The sequence below is a fragment of the Humibacillus xanthopallidus genome (genome assembly GCF_006716675.1).
Lineage (GTDB): Bacteria > Actinomycetota > Actinomycetes > Actinomycetales > Dermatophilaceae > Humibacillus > Humibacillus xanthopallidus_B.
This window is the reverse complement of sequence record NZ_VFPM01000004.1, coordinates 45,650-59,170: the sequence shown is the minus strand read 5'-3', so window position 1 is coordinate 59,170 and position 13,521 is coordinate 45,650. Positions and strand designations below refer to the sequence as shown.

The following is a 13,521-nucleotide window of genomic DNA, read 5'->3' as shown; positions in this document are numbered from 1 at the left end:
CGCACCGTTCCCCTGCGCATCAGTGCACGCCGGGCGGCCCCTGATACGTCCCCACCCCACGATCGTGGAGGCGACTCACAGGCCGGCCGGGAGCCGGCTCTGCGCCGGGGTCACCGACACCTGTGTCCCGTCGAACGTGACCTCGCTCAGCCACATCGTCCGGCCCGGCACCTCGGAGCCGACGGCGTCCGGCGCCCATGCGTGGTAGACCATGAGCACCCGGCCGTCCTTGTCGAACAGGGCGCAGTGGCCCGGCCCGGCCGCGACGTCGGTGCTCGTCAGGACCGGCTCGGCGTCCTTGGTGAACGGCCCCGTCGGCGACGACGCCGTCGCGTGCCCTACGGCATACCGGTCGCTGCCGTAGTCGTTGGCGGAGTAGAAGAGGTGGAAGACGCCGTCGCGCTCCCAGACGAAGGGCGCCTCGACGAGGTGCCCCTCCCACGGAAGGTCCTGGCGGATCAGTCGTTTCGCCTCACCCTCGAGCCGCATGCCGTCGGCTGAGAGACGCTGGACCGAGATCCACGTGTCGACGCCGACGGCGTTGCCGTCGTTCTTCCAGTAGAGGTATGCCGTGCCGTCCGCGGCGACGAACGGCGAGGCGTCGATCGACCCGCCCTGGTCCTGCTCGCAGACGAGCGGTGTGCTGCCCGTGTCGCGGTAGGGACCCTTGGGGTCGTCGGCGACGGCGAGGCCGATGCACTGGATGCTCGGGTCGGGCGCCGTCGTCGTGTAGTACATGACCCACCGGTCGCCGAAGCGGTGCACCTCCGGGGCCCACACCTTGCCCGGCGTGGTCCACGACGCCAGCTCGGGCATCGCGTCGCTGCCCTGCGTCCACGACGTGAGGTCGTCGCTGACGAGGGTCTGCACGTTCATGCCGTTGCCGTTCGTCGCGATGGCGACCCAACCGTCGCCGTCGGGCAGGATCTGCGGGTCGGGGAAGTTGCTCGGCCAGACGGGGTTCGTCGCGGCCGCTGCGGGCCTGCTCGCCCATGTGCTCGCCGGTGTTGTCACGCTGCCTCCAGAGGTGGTCTCGGTCGCCCTCCCGCACCCCGCGAGGAGCACGGCTCCGAGGGCTGCGGTCACGGTCAGTCGTCGGCGGAGGACCCTCATCCTGCGCCCGGGTCGGCGGGCCAGCTCGACGCATAGAACCTCAGGTGGTCGACGTGCGCGACGACGGCCGGAGCGGCGCCACCATGGGCGACCAGCCCGATGCGGGGGTTCGTGCCGGGGCGGAAGGACCAGGTCGCCCCCCACGTCCACGTCACTCCGTCCCTGCTCGTGCCGGCACGGTAGAGGTGCTCACCGGTGGGACTGCGGTGGTGGGCGAGCCGCAGCCAGAGGGTCGGCGCCGCGGTGCCGACGATGGCTCCGCCATAGCTCGTGGGCCCGCTCGGGTCCTTCGGGTCGGCAGCGGTCTCGCGGCCGAACTCGGTCTGGCGCGTGTTCCAGATGGCGACCTCCGACAGGCGCGCGAAGTCGTCGTCGTTCTCGTACGCCACGAGTCCCACCTGCTGGTAGTTGCGCACCGCGTCGGTGCCGAGGTCGAGCGTCGTCTTCGCCTCGGCGATCCAGTCCCCGTCGCCCGGGGTGTCGTGCAGGAGCACGCTCGCCGTGTTGCCGCCGCCGACGAGGTCGGTGCCCTCGACGGGCCACCGCAGGCTCCCCCCGGAGACGGTGACCGCCGGGTTGCGCCGCACCCACGTGAAGCCGCTGAGGCTCGGGTCGTCGAAGTCCTCCGACGCCAGCAGCGCCCCGGCCACCGGCACGGGCGCGAGGGTGGCAGCGTCCGCGGCTGCCGGGTTGACGACGACGTTGTCGACGACGGCGCGGCTGCTGCTGAGCCGCACCGGAGCCGCGCCCGGACGCGCGTCGCCCGACACGTGGACGCGCGCCAGGACGTCGGCGAGGTCGCTCTCGGTGACCTCGGCGGTGAGACCACCCGCCGTCAGGTCGACGGTGAGGGTGCGCCAAGCCTGTGCAGGGAGCACGGGAAGCGCCGTCGTCGACGACCGGACGGTGCCGTCGTCGACCTGGGCCGTGAGACGGCCCCCCTTCGGGTCGAGCGTGACCTTGACGGCCGGGTCGCGACCGACGAGGAGGCGGAGCGGCTCGGTGCCGCGGTGGTCGAGCCGCACGTGCAGCGGACCGGCCGGCGCCGACGAGGTCGTCGACGCGGTGCCGCGCACGAGTCCGGTGTCGCCGGTGACCGGGTCGCTCGGTCCGTCGGCCATCCGCCGGAAGCCCCCGGCCGCCGGATCGGTCGGTGTGATGCCGAGTCCCGACGACAGGATCGGGGCGGGCTGCGGGGTGTCGGAGGGGCCCGCCCCCGCACGGGTCCGTGGCCAGCCGTCGACCCAGTCGAGACGGTCGAGCAGCATCGGCCGGCGGTTGATGCCGAAGGTCGACGTCAGCCACGGGTTGGTGCGGTCGAGGGCGTGGTAGGCGATGAAGTCACGGCCCTCGGCATCCGTGATGACGGCGTGGTGGCCGGCCCCGACGAAGCGGTTGCCGTTCTGCGTCAGCACGATCGTGCCGCCCACGCGGGAGGTGAGTAGCGACGTGCCCTCCGCGTCGACGAACGGCCCCAACGGCGAGCGCGAGCGGCCGGCGAAGACGGAGTAGCCCGTCGTGGGGCCGGCACAGCAGTTGGCGGCCGAGCCCATGAGGTAGTACCAGTCGTCGTGGCGCACGACGAAGGACCCCTCGTAGCGGTTGTCGATCGCGACCTGCGTCGCCGTGCCGACCGGGGTCAGCCCGTCCGGCGAGACGCGCGTGGCCCAGAGGCCACCGAAGTAGCTGCCGAAGTAGAGGTAGCGCTGGCCGTCGACGTCGGTGAAGCCGGCCGGGTCGAAGGTCCAGAGGAAGCCGCCCCCGGGCGCCCGGCGTGGGGGCACGGCCGGCGAGTCCGTCGCGGTCCAGGGGCCGGCTGGCGAGGCTGCCGTCGCGACGCCGATCGCCGAGTCGTCCCCGGGGTTGAGGGTCGTGTCGGTCACCGTGAAGTAGAGGACGTACTTCCCTGCGACGTAACGGATGTCGGGCGCCCACAGTCCCGCGGTCGGGGTCGCCCACGACGGGCGGTTGCCCGCATCGAAGACGGTCCCGAGGTACTCCCAGCTCGACCAGTCGCGCGTGCGCGCCATGTGCATCGCGCCCGGCGCATCTCCCGCGCGCAGCGGGTCGGACGTCGCGTAGGCATACCACCAGCCGTCGCGGCCGCGGATCACGGCTGGGTCCGCGAACGTGTCGGAGAACGGGTCCGAGACGGCGTTGGCGTATGCCGCGGGGCCCGGCTCGGCGGCATACGTGGCCGTGGCGGTGGTGGCGGTGGTGGCGGCGGTGGCACCCAGTGCGGCGAGCGCCGCCAGCACGGCGGTCATCCGACGGCCGCGTCGGGTCGTGCGGGGTGGACGGGACATCGAATCTCTCCTAGCCCTTGACGCCGCTGCTGGCGACGCCCTCGATGACGTATCTCTGGACGAACGAGTAGATGAGCAGCACAGGGATGGCGGCGAGCATGGCGCCCGCCATGACGACGGGGTAGTCGATCGTGTAGGCGCCCTGCAGCCGGCTGAGCCCGGCCGGCAGGGTGAGCCGCTCCGGCGAGAAAAGCACGTAGATCGGCCAGATGAAGTCGTTCCAGTTGGCCAGGAAGCTCAGCACGGCGAGGGTGACCAGGGCCGGCCGGGCATTGGGCAGCACGACCGAGCGAAAGGTGCGGAAGGGGCTGGCGCCGTCGAGGCGTGCACTCTCCTCGAGCTCCTTGGGCAGGCCGATGAAGAACTGGCGCATGAAGAAGACGCCGAAGGCTCCGGCGGCACCCGGCACCACGAGCGCCCAGATGGTGTCGAGCCAGCCCAGCTGGTCGAGGATGAGGAAGTTGGGCATGAGGAAGATGAAGCCGGGCACGAAGAGCGTCATGATGATTCCGGCGAAGATCGCCTTCTTGAAGCGGAACTCCATGCGAGCCAAGGCATATCCGGCCATGGAGCACACCGTGACGACGAGGGCCGAGTGGAGCGTCGCGGCCACCATCGAGTTGGCGAACCACCGCAGAACCGGGCTGGCGGCGTCCTGGAAGAAGAGCACGTCGTAGGCCCGGAGGGTCCACTCCTGGGGGATCCAGGTCGGTGGGACCGAACGCGCCTCGCTCTGCGTCTTGAAGGACGTCAGCAGGATGAGCAGCAGCGGTCCGACGAAGACGACCGTGAGGATGGCGAGGGTTGCCCAGAAGAGCGGCCCGTTGCGGCGTCTCATTTCTTCTCCCTGAGGGCCCAGAAGTTGACGAGGGCGATGAGCGAGAGGAAGACCGCGAGCACGTAGCTCATGGCGGACGCCTCGCCCATGCGGTACTGCGACAGGCCGAGGTCGGTGATGACCATGATCGCCGTGCGCGTGGTGTCACCCGGCCCGCCCTGGGTGATGAGGTAGCTCTGGCCGAACATGTTGGCGCTGGCGAGGATCGTCGTGATGACGACGAAGATGAGCACGGGCCGCAGCCCGGGGATCGTGATGTAGCGCAGCTGCTGCCAGGCCGAGGCCCCGTCGAGCTCTGCCGCCTCGTAGTGGTCGGGCGGGATGTCGCCGAGGCCGGCGAGGTAGATGACGGCGTTGAAGCCCATCGTCCACCAGATGGTGACGCCGGCCAGCGAGATCCACGCGTAGGGCTGCGAGGTCGTCCACGCCGTGTCGTCGGGCAGGCCGACCGCGCCGAGCAGTCCGTTGACGAGGCCGAAGGACGGGTCGAGCAGGTAGGCCCACATGAGCCCGATGACGGCCACGCCGAGCACGAACGGCGCGAAGAAGATGGCGCGGAAGAAGGTGCGCCCCGGGAACCTGCGATTGAGCAGGATCGCGAGCAGGAGCGGCAGGACGACGAGGAACGGCACGCTGATGAGCACGAAGAAGGCGGTGGCCTTCATGCCGTTCCAGAACGACTCGAACTGCACCGACGAGCTGTCGAAGAGGTCGACGTAGTTCTGGCCGCCCACGAACGGCTTGTTGGGCAGGAGGAAGTCCCAGCTGTGCAGGGAGATCCAGACCCCCAGCACGCCCGGCACGAGGACGAAGACCGTGAAGAGCGCGAGGAAGGGCGCGAGGAAGAGGTAGGGGGTCCACCGCGACCCGTGGATGCCGCTGGTCCGACCTCGGGAGCGGCGCCCGCCCGGCGCGGGCTCCGCTCCCGAGGCGGGTCTCGGGGGCTGTGTCGTCGTCACAGCCATGTCGTCAGCCGCCGTACTTCTTCTGGTTGGCCTCGAGGATCTTCGTGGCGCGGGCAGCCGCGTCGGACAGCACCTTGGCCGGGTCCTGCCCGCCGTTGATGGCGAGGTTGAGCGCCTTGTCGAACTCCGGCATGGCGTCGCCGATGCCGGCCACCGTCGGCGGGAAGTGCAGGTCGTCGATCTGGCTCGCCAGCGCCGCCTGGTCGGTGAGCTCCTTGAACTCCGCCGACTCGCGGACGCTGTTGCGCACCGGCACCTGGCCGGCCTTGGCCCACTCGAGGCTCTTGGTGCTGATCCAGTTGAGGAAGACGCGCGAGGCGACCGCCTTGTTCTCGTCGGGCGTGCGCTGCGTCGGCAGGACGAACTGGTGCGAGCCCGCCCACGCCGCCTTGGTGCCGCCGATGTTGGGCAGCGGGGCGACACCCCACTCGAGACCGGTCTTGGCCCCGAGGGTGTTGATGGTCCAGATGCCGTTCCAGTTGAAGGCCGTCTTGCCGTTCTCGAGGGCGACGAGGTCGGCGTCCTGGGCGATCTTCGCCGCCGAGTGGCCGTTCTTGACGAGGTCCTGGAACCACGTCATGGCCTTGACGCCGGGCTCCTCGGCCCAGAGCACCTGGGTGCCGTCGTCGTTGAAGAGCGAGCCACCGAACTGGTAGATGAGCGCCTGGACGGTGAGACCGCCGGTGAAGGGGAAGGGGCTCGCCCAGTGACCCTGCACGCCCTTGGCCTTCATCGCGTCGAGGGCCGCGCCGTACTCGTCGGCGTTCGTCGGCGGCTTCTCGGGGTCGAGGCCGGCCTGCTCCATGACGGACTTGTTGTAGAAGAAGCCGAGCGGGTGCACGTCGAGCGGGATGGCGTAACGCTGCCCCTTGTAGATGCCCGCCTTCCACGGCACCGGTGCGAAGTCGGACTCGGTCATCTTGAGAGCGCTCGCGACGTCGTCCAGCGGCTGGATCACCTTGCGCGCCGCGTTGGTGGCGACCGAGTCGACGTGCATGATGCCGATGTCCGGGCCCTTGCCCGCGGTCACCGCTGCGGGCAGCTTCGTGTAGTAGTCGGCCCACTGCATCGTGTTCATGCTGACGGCGATGTTGGGGTGCTCGCCGTTGAACTGGTCGACGAGCTTCTTCATGTACGGCCCGTCGCCGCCGGTGAAGCCGTTCCAGAAGGCCAGGGAGACCTTCGGGCCGCTGTAGCCGGTGGCGCCACCGCCGCCGACCGTCTGGGGGGCCTGGCCGGGCACGCTGCCCGATCCGCTGCCGCAGGCTCCGAGGGCGATAGCGCCTCCGAGCCCGAGGGCCCCGGTCAGCATGCGTCGGCGGGTGAGGGGGCCGGATGGGGTGCTCATGAGTTGTTCCCTTCGGTGATGCGGATGCAGTGCCACGAGATGGGCGGGAGGACGGCTCGGACGGTGCCGCCGTCGAGGACGGCGTCGCCGGCGCGCGGCACGACGCGCTCCGGCTCTGCCTCGGTGTTGTGGGCGTTCGGGTCGGCGTCGTGCAGGGTCAGGTGCTCCAGCCGACGACCGGAGGGGTATGCCGCCCGGCCCCCTGCTCCCCCGACGCTCCCGGTGCTCCCGGTGCTCCCGGTGCTCCCGGTGCTCCCGACGCTCGCGACCGAGTGGGCCAGGGCGTCGAGGTCGATGGTCAGCGCGCAGTCCTCGGTGCGGCTGCGGTTGACGGCGAACACCACGAGGTCGCCCGTGTCGGGGTCGAGCGTCGCGGTCGTGAGGAGCTGGTCGACGGCGCCGAAGGCCTGGGTCTGCACCACGTCGGAGACGACGGCAGGGCGCAGGACGGTGCCGGCGGCATACCGCGCGGTCAGCGCGAACGGGTGGAAGATCGCCTGGCGCCAGGCGGGGCCACCGGGCCGGGTGGCGATCGGGGCGATGACGTTGACGAGCTGGGCCTGACACGCCATCGAGACCCGGTCGGTGTGCTGCATCAGGGTGATGAGCAGGCTGCCGACGACGACGGCGTCGGTGACCGAGTAGACGTCTTCGATGAGCTCGGGCGCCTCGCGGACGGCCAGGCTGCTCTCGCCGTCGAAGCGTGCCTGGAACCACACGTTCCACTCGTCGAAGGAGACGCTGACCCGCTTGTCCGATCCCTTGACGGCGGCGACGTGGTCGGCCGTCGCGACGACCGCACGGATGAAGCGGTCCATGTCCTCGGCGCAGGCGAGGAAGGAGTCGACGTCACCGTCCACCGGCTCGTAGTAGGCGTGTGCCGAGATGTGGTCGACGAAGTCGAAGCACCGCTCGAGCACGACGCGCTCCCACGTGCCGAAGGTGGGCATCGAACGGTTCGAGGAGCCGCAGGCGACGAGCTCGAGGGAGTCGTCGAAGCGCCTCATGGCGCGGGCCGTCTCCTCGGCGAGGCGAGCGTACTCCTCGGCGGTCTTGTGCCCCATCTGCCACGGCCCGTCCATCTCGTTGCCGAGGCACCAGACCCGGACGTCGTGCGGGTCTGGGTGGCCGTTCTTGACCCGACGGTCCGACAGCTCGATGCCGGGCTCGGCGTTGCAGTACTGGAGCAGCTCGATCGCCTCGGTCAGGCCCCTGGTGCCGAGGTTGACGGCGAGCATCGGCTCGATGCCGAGCCGCGACGCCCACGACAGGAAGTCGTCCGTGCCGACCTGGTTGGTCTCGATCGACCGCCACGCGAGGTCGAGCCGGGTGGGCCGGTCCTCCTTGGGCCCGACCCCGTCCTCCCACCGGTAGTTGGAGACGAAGTTGCCGCCCGGGTAGCGCACGATCGTGGGCCCGAGCTCACTCACCAGCTCGGCCACGTCGGTGCGGAAGCCGTGCTCGTCGGCAGTGGGGTGGCCGGGCTCGTGGATGCCGGTGTAGACGCATCGACCCATGTGCTCGACGAAGGTGCCGAAGATCCTGCGGTTGAGCGGCCCCACCGTGAAGGCGGGATCGAGCCGCACGGATGCCGCGCCCATGGGTCCTCCTTGACCTGGCCGTGGGCCAACCGATTTACAACGGTTGACTTTCTGCGATGGCGCCATTTCTACAACGGTTAACATTCCGTTGTCCAGACCCTGTCGCCAGGTTGTGGAACCGTGGCGGTGTCCACTCGCTAGCGTTGGGGTGGGTGATCCGACGGGTGGAGGACGAATGGCTGCACGGCTTCGCGACGTCGCCGAGCGCGCGGGCGTGTCGGTCAAGACGGCATCGAACGTGCTCAACAACTACCCACACATCAAGCCGTCGACCCGCGCCCGCGTCGAGAAGGCGATGGCGGAGCTGAAGTACCGGCCCAATCTCTCTGCCCGCAGCCTCAAGCACGGGCGGGCCGGCTTCCTCGCCCTCGCCGTCCCGGCGATGGACTCCCCCTACTTCGCCGAGCTCGCCGCCCGCATCACCGAGGAGGCCTCTGCCCTCGGCTTCATCGTCCTGCTCGATGTCACCCGAGGAGACGCCGACGCCGAGCGCGTCGTGCTCGAGGGCATGCGCTCGCACGTCATCGACGGCGTGATCTTCTCGCCTCTCGCGCTCTCGGCCGAGGAGATCAGCCGGCGCGACGACGACCTGCCCATGGTGCTGCTCGGCGAGCGCCCCGTGCCGACCGGCTTCGACCACATCGCCGTCGACTCCGTCGCGGCCTCACGCGCGGCCACGGAACACCTTGTGGCCGTGGGCCGCCGGCGCATCGCCGCCGTCGGACGCGAAGCGGTGCGCGGCACCGCGTCGGAGCGGCTGCGCGGCTATCGCCAGGCCCTGCGGGCGGCGGGCCTCCCCTATGACCCGACCCTGGTCATCGACGTGCCGCACTACGACCGGGCCGACGGGCACGCGGCGATGCTGCGACTGCTCGAGCTGCCCGAGCCGCCCGACGCCGTCTTCTGCTTCAACGACCTCATGGCGATCGGGGCCCTGCGCGCCTGCGTCGAGTCGGGGGTGAAGGTGCCCGAGGACGTCGCCCTCGTCGGCTTCGACGACATCGCCGAGACCCGCTTCGCCAACCCCACGATCACGACGATCTCGCCCGACCTGACCGGGCTGGCGCGCGAGGCGCTCGACCTGCTCTCGCGCCGGATCTCCGGTGACGAGAGCCCGGCACGCGAGGTGCGGGTCGCCTGGACGCTGGAGGCGCGTGAGACGACGCTCGGCGTCCCGCGGCGCAGACGTCGACGGGCGGGCGGTCAGGACCGCGCCGGCTCCCCGCCGCCGGAGCGGCGCAAGCGGCCGCTCCAGCCGCCGGACTCGGTCAGCGCCACGTCACGCCGCAACAGCGCAAGACGCGTCAAGCGGTCGACGGGGTCGGCGGAGTCGTAGGGCGCGACACCGGAGACCCGGAGACGACCGGGTCCTCGACGTCCGGCAGATCGTCACCCATCCATCCGTCGTTGCCGGCCACCCACCCCGTGTTCACCGTCCACGGGCGAGCGCGGAAGGGCCGAACGGCGCTCGACGGCACGGGCGGGCGCGTGCGAAGGTGTCGACATGGCTGACGACACGACGATCGCTCACCGCATCAGCTCGCTCATCGACGAGGAGCACCAGCTGCGCGGCGCCCTCCAGGCCGGCTCGATCTCTCGCGACGAGGAGAACGCCCGCCTCCGGCAGGTCGAGGTCGAGCTCGACCAGTGCTGGGACCTGCTGCGCCAGCGCCGGGCCAAGCGCGAGTTCGGCGAGAACCCCGACGAGGCGCAGGTGCGGTCCGAGCGCACCGTCGAGGGCTACATCGGCTGAGGCGGGAGCGACAGCCCGTGCCCGAAGGGCAGCAGCGGGTCGTCGTAGCCGGGCACGTCCTCGTGGTGTCGGCGCACCTGCTCCATCGACCGGGGCAGGTCGAAGGGCAGCCGGCCCCGCGGGGGGATGACACCCGTCAGCGCGTCGAGCAGGGCGTCGTCGCTGCTGCCGTAGGTGCCGACGACGGCCGCGGCCGTGTCGAGCAGGGGTGAGAGCACGGCCGGGCGGTCGAGGACGACGTCGACGACGAGCGGGCAGACCGCAGCGATCCGCGCGAGACGGTGCACGAGCCCGGGCGCGAAGTCGAGCGAGCCCTGGTGGAACCACGCCTCGAGGAAGAGGTCGGAGCGCGGCTCGTGGGGGGCCATGAGGCGCACGAGGGCGATGTCGGCGTCCTCGGGCCGCTCGACGCGGGTCAACCCGTGCCCCGCCAGCGCCTCGTCCGACACCCGCTCGGCATAGACGCGCAGACCCGACCCGAGGGGCAGGGTGTCGGCGCGCGCGGCGAGCACGGTGACCGACCGCGCCTGGGCGGCATGGCCCTGCTCGCGGAAGTCGGCCCGGCCGACGGTCGCGGCTGCGGCGTCCTCGTCGACGTAGGGGTTGTCGAAGAGGCCGAGCCGGAACTTCACGGCGAGCAGGCGGCGGGCTGACTCGTCGATGCGGCCCTCGGTGACCCTGCCTCGGGCGACGAGGTCGAGCAGGATCTCGACACACTCCTCACCCCCGAACTGGTCGGCGCCCGCCTCGAGGATGAGCTCCATGCGACCGTGCGGGTCGAGGTGCTCCACCCCCCAGGCGCGGGCGGGCAGGACCTGGTCGCCGACGTGGTTGTCGTTGACGAGCTCCCAGTCGGTGACCACGACGCCGTCGTAGCCGAGCTTCTCGCGCAGCAGGCCGGTCACGACCTGCTTGTTGTAGCCGAAACCCACTGGCTCGATGGGCTCTCCGTCGATGACGAGGTCGATCGGCATACCGTAGTAGGGCATGATGCCTGCGGTGCCGGCCGCGACGATCGGGGGGAACGGCTTGAGATGGTCGGCGAATCTGCCTCCGCCGTAGACCTGCTCGCGACCGTAGGGGAAGTGTGCGTCCTCGCCGTCCTTCTGCGGGCCGCCGCCCGGGAAGTGCTTGCTCGTGCACGCGACACTCGTCTCACCGAGCGAATCCCCTTGGAAGCCCTTGAGATACGCCACCCCCAGCTCTGTGACGAGATCGGGGTCCTGCCCGAACGTGCCTGCCTGGCGAGCCCACCGCGGCTCGGTCGCGAGGTCGAGCGTGGGGTGCAGGGCCGCCCGGATGCCGACGGCGGCGTACTCCTGCCGGGCGATGTCGGCGAAGGCCCTGACAGCTGCGGGGTCGCGAAGGGCGGCCAGCCCCAACGGCTCCGGCCACTGCGAGAAGGCGCCAGCGGAGAAGGAGACGCCGGCGTTCTCGATGAACGCGTGCCGCGGGTCCGTGGAGATCGTCACCGGTATGCCGTGTGGCGTGGTCTCGGCGAGCGCCTGCAGCCGGTTGCTCCACCGCGCCGCGAGGCGGGGGTCGCCCAGGGCGTGGACGTTGAAGTGGTTGAGGTGCTTGTCACGCACGACCGTGGTCGTCGGCGACTTGCTGATGGCGCCCGGCTCCTCGATGAGGGAGCCGTCGGCACCGGCCTCGATCACCGTCTGGAACATGAGGCCGACCTTCTCCTCGAGGGAGAGGCGGCCGACGAGGTCCTCCACCCGCTCCTCCACCGACAGCCGGGGGTCCTCGAAGGGGTCCATCCGGCCGTTGCCGTTGAGGTCGCGGTAGGCGACGCCGTCCTCCGTCGTGCTGAGCTCGGGGCGCACGGGTGGGGCCTTTCGTTCGGTGGGGAATCTCGTGGCCGCCCGATGCGTGCGGTCGGGCGGCCACGAGGTCTAGGGGGGTGCCGTCCCCGGTGCCGGTCAGGCGCCGGGTCAGCGCGCCGGGTGCCGGAGGTCAGGCGGTCGGGCTCGCGCCGAACTCCTCGATGCCGATGACGGGCCGGAGCACCTTCTCGACGGCCGGCGTGCTAAAGGCCCGCCGGATGACGTCGCGCCCCAGCACGTTGCCGATCGCGCCCATCACCATCGCCTGGTCGAGCGAGAGGTAGCGGCGCGCGACGGTGCCCGACGTCACCGCGATGGCGTCGAAGAAGCCGCCACGGCCGTAGGAGTCGAAGTCGGCCTGGATGTTGGCGAGGTTGGTGAAGGCCTGCGCCGGCTCGTGCATCATCGCGAGGAACGACGCGTGCGGTGTGACGACGCCGTCACCGTAGGTCGGCGACGGGTTCGTCGCCGGGCGGCAGTCGCCGAAGCCCACGTCGTAGTTCGTCTTCTCCTGGTCGGAGAAGTAGCCCTCCGGGTTGAGGCCCAAGGCGTCGACGCCGTACTCGCGATAGCCGCCTGCGGGGTTGCTCGACGGGGAGAAGCCCCAGTAGCCGTAGCCGGCCTCGATGAGCCCGTGCTCGCGCTGCGCTCGCACGTGGAGCGGGTGGTTGCGTCCCCAGGAGTTCGGCGCCCAGGCTGCCTCGTCGACGAAGACGTCGGGCATGAGCTCCTCGAACATCGAGCCGCCCCAGCCGGGCACGATGTGCATGCCCCGGTAGGTGTAGGCACCCTCGTAGACGTTGACGCCGAGGTAGGTGCGGTGCTCGCCCACCGGCTGCATCTCGTGCCAGGACCAGTCGCAGGTGGCCGGGAAGGTGCGCCACATCGCGTAGTACTGGGCACCCGGGATCTGCCCGGTGATGATGCCGAGGTAGCTCGTGATGCGCGTCTCCGACACGGTGGTGTCGTAGTGGTGGTTGGTGTACCAGACGTCCGGGCCGATGCCGATGTGGTTGCCGGTGTAGCCGGAGAACCCGGGAGGCGGGGGCGCGTCGTAGAAGCCGCCGTGGATGAGCCCCGGCTTGAGCGCCACGTTCGTGTCGTAGAACATGTCCCAGCGCATCCGGTCGAAGATCCGCCTCGCCCACACCGACGCAGCTCGGTCGGAGTTCATGACGACGAGAAGGGCCGCCCCGAGCCAGCCGTTGTCGACGCTGGACACGAAGGGATAGATCCGGTCGCCGCTGCCAGGGAACTCGTAGAGCACGGCGCCGGTCGCCTCGTCGTACCAGTTGTAGTACATGCCGCTCGGCGTGTGGTGCTCCATCCGCTCCACCGTCTTGAGGGTGCGGATGAGGCGGGCCGACGCCTCGCCACGGGTGATGATGCCGAGCTCGCGGGCGACGACGGTCGACCAGAGGTAGCCACCGATGTTCGTCGGCGAGGTGTAACCGGAGCGGTCGCCGGCGGCAAGCGACTCGGGGATGTTGTCGGCGGGCAGGCCGGTCCTCGGGTCGGTCATCGCCACGAGGCTGCGCCACGTGTCGGCCGCCCAGGTGCGCACGCGACCGTTGTCGAGGGCGAGGGTCGCCGACCCACGCAGGTATGCCGGGGCGTTTCGTGACGCTGCAGCGGCACCGGGCGCCGGGGCGAGGGCGAAGGCCGCGACGGAAGCGGCGCCACCGACGAGGAGCGCGCGACGGGTCGTCGCCGGGCGGTCCTGGGCGGGGTGGGTGGGGGTGGGGTCTGACATGGGCTGTGCTCC

Annotated in this window: 10 protein-coding genes; 2 read left to right on the top strand and 8 right to left on the bottom strand. The window is 70.7% G+C overall.

The features are described 5' to 3' along the window. Nucleotides 1–75: 75 nt before the first annotated feature. Genes FBY41_RS19870 through arfA form a run of 6 tightly spaced genes read right to left on the bottom strand, consistent with a single transcriptional unit; the run spans nt 76 to nt 8,171 of the window. A complete protein-coding gene (locus FBY41_RS19870) occupies nt 76–1,086 on the bottom strand; it encodes a glycoside hydrolase family 43 protein (protein ID WP_260439934.1) in 1,011 nt (336 codons plus the stop codon). 23 nt (nt 1,087–1,109) lie between these two features. Further along, nucleotides 1,110–3,419 carry a family 43 glycosylhydrolase gene (locus FBY41_RS19865; RefSeq protein ID WP_141846442.1) on the bottom strand — a complete coding sequence of 770 codons (2,310 nt, stop codon included), beginning with the start codon at nt 3,417–3,419 and terminating at the stop codon, nt 1,110–1,112. Between the two features lie 10 nt (nt 3,420–3,429). Beyond that, nucleotides 3,430–4,257, bottom strand: a complete 828-nt coding sequence (locus FBY41_RS19860; protein WP_141846440.1) for a carbohydrate ABC transporter permease — start codon at nt 4,255–4,257, stop codon at nt 3,430–3,432. Next, nucleotides 4,254–5,222, bottom strand: coding sequence for a carbohydrate ABC transporter permease (locus tag FBY41_RS19855; RefSeq protein WP_141846438.1), 969 nt, complete (start codon nt 5,220–5,222; stop codon nt 4,254–4,256). The genes FBY41_RS19860 and FBY41_RS19855 overlap by 4 nt, the downstream gene beginning before the upstream one ends. 4 nt (nt 5,223–5,226) lie before the next feature. Next, nucleotides 5,227–6,570, bottom strand: coding sequence for an ABC transporter substrate-binding protein (locus tag FBY41_RS19850; RefSeq protein WP_221629366.1), 1,344 nt, complete (start codon nt 6,568–6,570; stop codon nt 5,227–5,229). After that, entirely contained in the window at nt 6,567–8,171 is a 1,605-nt protein-coding gene (gene arfA / locus FBY41_RS19845) for an arabinosylfuranosidase ArfA (RefSeq protein WP_141846436.1), read from the bottom strand. The genes FBY41_RS19850 and arfA overlap by 4 nt, the downstream gene beginning before the upstream one ends. Before the next feature lie 175 nt (nt 8,172–8,346). Here arfA and FBY41_RS19840 point away from each other — a divergent pair, with 175 nt between their 5' ends. Beyond that, entirely contained in the window at nt 8,347–9,507 is a 1,161-nt protein-coding gene (locus FBY41_RS19840; protein ID WP_141846434.1) for a LacI family DNA-binding transcriptional regulator, read from the top strand. Nucleotides 9,508–9,675: 168 nt separating this feature from the next. Further along, nucleotides 9,676–9,924, top strand: coding sequence for a DUF2630 family protein (locus FBY41_RS19835; protein ID WP_141846432.1), 249 nt, complete (start codon nt 9,676–9,678; stop codon nt 9,922–9,924). Here FBY41_RS19835 and FBY41_RS19830 read toward each other — a convergent pair. Together FBY41_RS19830 and FBY41_RS19825 are read right to left on the bottom strand one after the other, a co-directional pair. Then, nucleotides 9,912–11,756 carry a glycoside hydrolase family 3 protein gene (locus FBY41_RS19830; protein WP_141846430.1) on the bottom strand — a complete coding sequence of 615 codons (1,845 nt, stop codon included), beginning with the start codon at nt 11,754–11,756 and terminating at the stop codon, nt 9,912–9,914. The genes FBY41_RS19835 and FBY41_RS19830 overlap by 13 nt on opposite strands. 130 nt (nt 11,757–11,886) lie before the next feature. Next, nucleotides 11,887–13,509: a glucoamylase family protein gene (locus tag FBY41_RS19825; protein ID WP_141846428.1), complete on the bottom strand. Its 1,623-nt coding sequence runs from the start codon at nt 13,507–13,509 to the stop codon at nt 11,887–11,889. Between the last annotated feature and the right edge of the window lie 12 nt (nt 13,510–13,521).

Excerpts from the sequence above, each read along its gene's own strand:
- FBY41_RS19865 (WP_141846442.1), bottom strand. The coding sequence starts at position 3,419 with ATGTCCCGTCCACCCCGCACGACCCGACGCGGCCGTCGGATGACCGCC.
- FBY41_RS19860 (WP_141846440.1), bottom strand. The coding sequence starts at position 4,257 with ATGAGACGCCGCAACGGGCCGCTCTTCTGGGCAACCCTCGCCATCCTC.
- FBY41_RS19855 (WP_141846438.1), bottom strand. The coding sequence starts at position 5,222 with ATGGCTGTGACGACGACACAGCCCCCGAGACCCGCCTCGGGAGCGGAG.
- FBY41_RS19850 (WP_221629366.1), bottom strand. The coding sequence starts at position 6,570 with ATGAGCACCCCATCCGGCCCCCTCACCCGCCGACGCATGCTGACCGGG.
- arfA (WP_141846436.1), bottom strand. The coding sequence starts at position 8,171 with ATGGGCGCGGCATCCGTGCGGCTCGATCCCGCCTTCACGGTGGGGCCG.
- FBY41_RS19840 (WP_141846434.1), top strand. The coding sequence starts at position 8,347 with ATGGCTGCACGGCTTCGCGACGTCGCCGAGCGCGCGGGCGTGTCGGTC.
- FBY41_RS19835 (WP_141846432.1), top strand. The coding sequence starts at position 9,676 with ATGGCTGACGACACGACGATCGCTCACCGCATCAGCTCGCTCATCGAC.
- FBY41_RS19825 (WP_141846428.1), bottom strand. The coding sequence starts at position 13,509 with ATGTCAGACCCCACCCCCACCCACCCCGCCCAGGACCGCCCGGCGACG.